This window comes from Mycolicibacterium arseniciresistens, assembly GCF_030519285.1.
Lineage (GTDB): Bacteria > Actinomycetota > Actinomycetes > Mycobacteriales > Mycobacteriaceae > Mycobacterium > Mycobacterium arseniciresistens.
Map to the genome: position 1 here is coordinate 1 of NZ_JAUMSQ010000430.1, position 4,392 is coordinate 4,392.

Below are 4,392 nucleotides of genomic sequence, written 5' to 3' on the forward strand. Positions count from 1 at the left end.
ACGGCGACGACGCGGCAGGTCCGTCCCGCGGTGGCGGCACGAAGGCGGTCGATGTCCGCGGCGCCCACCGGGCCGATCTCCACGATCCCCGCACCCTGCACCGGCAGGACGGTGACGGCGTCGCGGGCGACGGACAGCGGCACCGACGCGCCGAAGCGGCCCGCCCACTCCGGCGGCGACCGCGGGTGGTCGAACATCCGCGGGATCCAGCGCCGGCCGCCGGCGAAGCGGATCAGTGTTGCGAGCAGGCGTAGCGCCATCACCCGGGTCCGGTGCTCACCGAGCACGGCGCCGGCGATGGGACTCAACGGGTGGTAGGTCCAATCGGGCACCAACCGATCGTCGCACGGTCGAGGGCCATGGCCCGGCGGCGAATCCGCCGCCGAGTCACCGCGCTCCTCGCTCCGCGCTGGTTTACTTCACCCATGTTCCGCATCGACGGGCTCAACGGGGAAAGCATCGTGGTCGACGGCAACTGGGTCGAGAAACTCAGGACCGGATCGTCACGTGGCCGCAACCCGGCCGACCAGTACTCCGACACCCGGGTCGACGAGATCACCCGCCGCAAGAAGCTGTTCGGCCGCGAGAAGGAGGACCTGCTGCAGGTGACGGTCAGCGTCGGCACCTTCTACTCGCTGCTGGTGCCAGCCGAGCGGCGCGCCGAGGTGGACGCCCTGATCGCCGAACTCGAACAGGCCAGGACCCGGGCGAAGGGTTGACCGCCGCCGTCTGAGGGTAGAGCGCGGGCATGGTTGCCGACGGTTCGTACGACGTCCTTGTCATCGGCGGCGGCAACGCGGGCATCAGCGCAGCGGCCCGCCTGATCCGGCAGGGCGTCGAAGACGTCGCCGTCATCGAACCGCAGCAGGTGCACACCTACCGTCCGCTGCTGTCCTACGTCGGCGGCGGCCAGGCCGCCCTACAGAGTGCCGAACGGACCCAGCGGTCGGTCACCCCCCGCGGCTGCGACTGGATCCGCGACTCGGCCGTCGCGGTGGACGCCGCACAGGGCGTCGTGGAGTGCGCCTCCGGGAGGCGCTACGGGTACCGGGACCTGATCCTGGGACCGGGGCTGGTTCCCGACACCGACGCCCTGCCCGGGGTGGACGCCGCGATGGCCACGTCCTCGGTGGCCAGCAACTACCTGAACCAGGCCGAGGAGACGTGGCGACTGGTGCAGGAAATCGCCCCGCACGGCCGGGCCGTCTTCACGTTGCCCCGGCCCCCGGTGAGTTGCACCGGCACCACCCTCAAGCCGCTGTTCCTGGCGGCCGCGCACTGGCACAAGACCTCGCGACCGGTCGACATCACGCTGGTGATCGACCGGCACCGCCTGCTCGGCGTGCCGGACCTCGACGACCGGCTGCTCGGCCGCTGCCACGAACTCGGCGTGCACGTCCTGCGCGACACCGCGGTCACCGCCGTCGATCCAGGCGGGCAGCGAATCACTTTGGCGGACAACGTCGGAGCGACCCGTGAGCTGCCCTACGACATGCTCCACCTCGTTCCGCCGTTCCGGGGGCCGCACTGGATCGAGGCCTCCGGCCTCGCCGGCCGGGCGCCGCACGGTCTCATCGACATCGATCCGCTGACCCTGCAGCACCGCGACCACGCCAATGTGTGGGCGGCAGGCGACGCGGCCGCCGTGGACACCGACCCCTCCGGCGGCGCACTGCGGCGCCAGATCGCGATCCTGGTGGACAACCTGCTCGCCGCCCGCACCGGCAAGCGCCTCGATACCTATGACGGCTACACCGTCGCCCCGGTCACCACCTCGGCGCACCGCCTCATCCCCGGCGAGTTCGACCGCAGCGGCGCGATCACCTCGTCGCTGCCGTCGTTCATCGACCCGCTCGCCGCGCGGCGCAGCGCCTGGGCGTTCGACCGCTACGGACTGCCGCGCAGCTATTGGAACCTGATCCTCAAGGGGCGACTGTGAACCCGGTGAAGGTGGTCGCACCGAGTGTGCGGCGAGCCGGCGAGTTCCGGCGGCATCATCGACGACACGCCGCACAGTCAGCCCTTTGCCGCTGCTGCGAGGATGGTCGTCGTGACGAACCCCACCATCGGCGCGTCGGATCCGCACTCCTGGTCGGCGAGCTTGTGGCGCGAGATCGCGCCGACCTTCAACGCCATCCTCAGACATCCATTCCTGACCGGCCTCACCGACGGCAGCCTCGACGCCGGCGCGTTCGCCGAGTACGTGGCGCAGGACGTGCACTATCTGCGTGACTACGCCCGCGCACTGGCAATCGTCGGCGCGAAGGCGCCGACGCTGACCGACACCGCGATGTTCAGCAGGCACGCCGCAGAGGTTTTCGACGTCGAGCTGGAACTGCACAGCGCGCTGCTGCCCGAGCTCGGCCTCGACGCCGCCGCCCTTGCCGGTGTCACCGCGAGCCCGACGACCGTCGCGTACACCAGCTATCTCATCGCCACCGCGTACGGCGGGACCTTCGCCGACGGGCTGGCCGCGGTGCTGCCGTGCTACTGGATCTACGCCGAAGTCGGTGCCGCACTTGCCGACCGGGGTTCGACGGATTCTCGCTACCAACGCTGGATCGACAGCTACGGCGGGGAGGAGTTCGCCGCGACAGTCAGGCAGGTGCTCGATCTCACCGACCGGATCGGGCCGGCACTCACCGCCGAGGACGAAGCCGTCGCCCGCGCACACTTCGCCACCACCGCCCGCTACGAGTGGATGTTCTTCGACGCCGCCCACCACAGGCAGGTGTGGCCGGTCTGACCTGCCGGAATGCGCCGGGTTCGCCGGAGGGGTAGAACGGCGGGACATGAACGTCGTGCTGATCACCGGGTATCTGGCCGGATGGGTGCTGACCACCTTCCTGCTGCTGCGCCCGGACGTCGCCCGCGACCCGCAGCACCGGACCGTGCTCAACCTCGTGGGCGTGGCCTGCGCCATCGCGCTTGCCGCGGTCTGGCCGCTGTCGGGATGGCTGCTGCCGATGATTCGGGCCGCGCTGCGCGAACAGGAATGAGTTACACCGGTGTGGTGTCGCGGCTGCGTCGACGGTGCACCACGACTCCGGCGCCCACGATGAACAACGCCGACACCGTCGACAACAGGATCGCCTGCTGCTGACCGGGATCGAACGCCATCAGCACGAGCACCGCGATGATGCACACGATCACGACCGCCGTCAGATACGGGAACAGCCACATCCGCAACGGCAGCTCTTCGCCCTCCGCGCGCATCCGCCTGCCCAGCACGAACTGACTCGCCGCGATGGCCAGGTAGATGAACAACGCCACCGCGCCGCTGGTCGCCAGCAGATAGGCGAAGATCTTCTCCGGCAACAGGTAGTTGCCGATCACCGTGAGGAATCCGACGAACGTCGACGCCAGTACCGCGACCCACGGCGCGCCGTTGCCGGCGACCCTGCGCACCACCTGTGGTGCGTCGCGGCGATCGGCCAGTGAGAACAGCATCCGGGACGCGGTGTACAGGGCCGAGTTCAGGCATGACGCCACCGCGGTGAGGATCACCAGATCCATGATCAGCTTCGATCCCGGGATGCCGATGGCCTCCAGCGTCGACTGGTAGGAGCCGTCTTCGAGTTGGTCGTAGGGCATGAGGGCGACGATCACGAAGATCGACCCGAGGTAGAACAGCGAGATCCGCCAGATCACCGAGTTGACCGCCTTGCTGATGCCCTTCGACGGGTTCGGCGACTCGGCGGCCGCGATCGTGACGATCTCGGTGCCCATGAAGGAGAACATGGTGATCAACATGCCGGCGATCACCGCGCCGAAACCGTTGGGCATGAAGCCGTCCGGCTCCCACAGCTGCTGGACGCCGCTCACCTGCGAGTCGGGGATGACGCCGAAGATGGCGGCCAGGCCGATCCCGATGAACGCGACGATGGCGACGACCTTGATCAGGGCGAACCAGAATTCGAACTCGCCGTAGTTGCCGACGCTGGCGAGATTGGTGACCGTCAGCAGCAGCGTGACCGCGAGCGCCCAGAACCACTGGGCGCCACCGACGAGGTTGGACAGGATCTCGGCGGCGGCCGTCGCCTCCACCGGGATCACCAGCACCCAGAACCACCAGTACAGCCAGCCGACGGAGAATCCCGCCCAGCCGCCGAACGCCCGGTCGGAGTACACCGAGAAGGACCCGGTGTCGGGATTGGCGGTGGCCATCTCCCCGAGCATCCGCATCACCAGCACCACCAGCGTGCCGGCCAGGAAATACGAGATCAGGACCGCAGGCCCGGCCTCCTTGATCGCATTGGCCGATCCGACGAAGAGTCCGGCGCCGATGACCCCGGCGATCGAGATCATGGTGATGTGCCGTGACTTGAGGCTGGTGCCGAGGCCGTTGGCCGTCGTGGTCTTCTCACTCATCACACCGCCGCCTTTCGGGGA

General features: G+C 68.9%; 5 protein-coding genes and 1 pseudogene. 4 read left to right on the forward strand and 2 right to left on the reverse strand.

What is annotated here, in order from left to right; translation table 11 throughout:
- A pseudogene (locus Q2100_RS29845) lies at nucleotides 1–332 on the reverse strand (hypothetical protein); the annotation flags it as partial.
- Nucleotides 333–425: 93 nt separating this feature from the next.
- On the opposite strand from Q2100_RS29845, the gene Q2100_RS29850 reads away from it, so the two are divergent.
- The 4 genes from Q2100_RS29850 to Q2100_RS29865 all read left to right on the forward strand — a co-directional run bounded on the left by Q2100_RS29850 (nucleotide 426) and on the right by Q2100_RS29865 (nucleotide 2,999).
- Nucleotides 426–719 carry a hypothetical protein gene (locus Q2100_RS29850; RefSeq protein WP_264013163.1) on the forward strand — a complete coding sequence of 98 codons (294 nt, stop codon included), beginning with the start codon at nucleotides 426–428 and terminating at the stop codon, nucleotides 717–719.
- 29 nt (nucleotides 720–748) lie between these two features.
- Nucleotides 749–1,939: an NAD(P)/FAD-dependent oxidoreductase gene (locus Q2100_RS29855; RefSeq protein WP_302916927.1), complete on the forward strand. Its 1,191-nt coding sequence runs from the start codon at nucleotides 749–751 to the stop codon at nucleotides 1,937–1,939.
- Between the two features lie 102 nt (nucleotides 1,940–2,041).
- Complete coding sequence (tenA, locus tag Q2100_RS29860; protein WP_302916928.1) at nucleotides 2,042–2,746, forward strand: thiaminase II; 705 nt, start codon at nucleotides 2,042–2,044, stop codon at nucleotides 2,744–2,746.
- A gap of 46 nt (nucleotides 2,747–2,792) precedes the next feature.
- Complete coding sequence (locus Q2100_RS29865) at nucleotides 2,793–2,999, forward strand: hypothetical protein (protein ID WP_264013158.1); 207 nt, start codon at nucleotides 2,793–2,795, stop codon at nucleotides 2,997–2,999.
- 1 nt (nucleotide 3,000) lies between these two features.
- Here Q2100_RS29865 and Q2100_RS29870 read toward each other — a convergent pair whose 3' ends face one another.
- A complete protein-coding gene (locus Q2100_RS29870; RefSeq protein ID WP_302916929.1) occupies nucleotides 3,001–4,371 on the reverse strand; it encodes an amino acid permease in 1,371 nt (456 codons plus the stop codon).
- Nucleotides 4,372–4,392 lie beyond the last annotated feature (21 nt).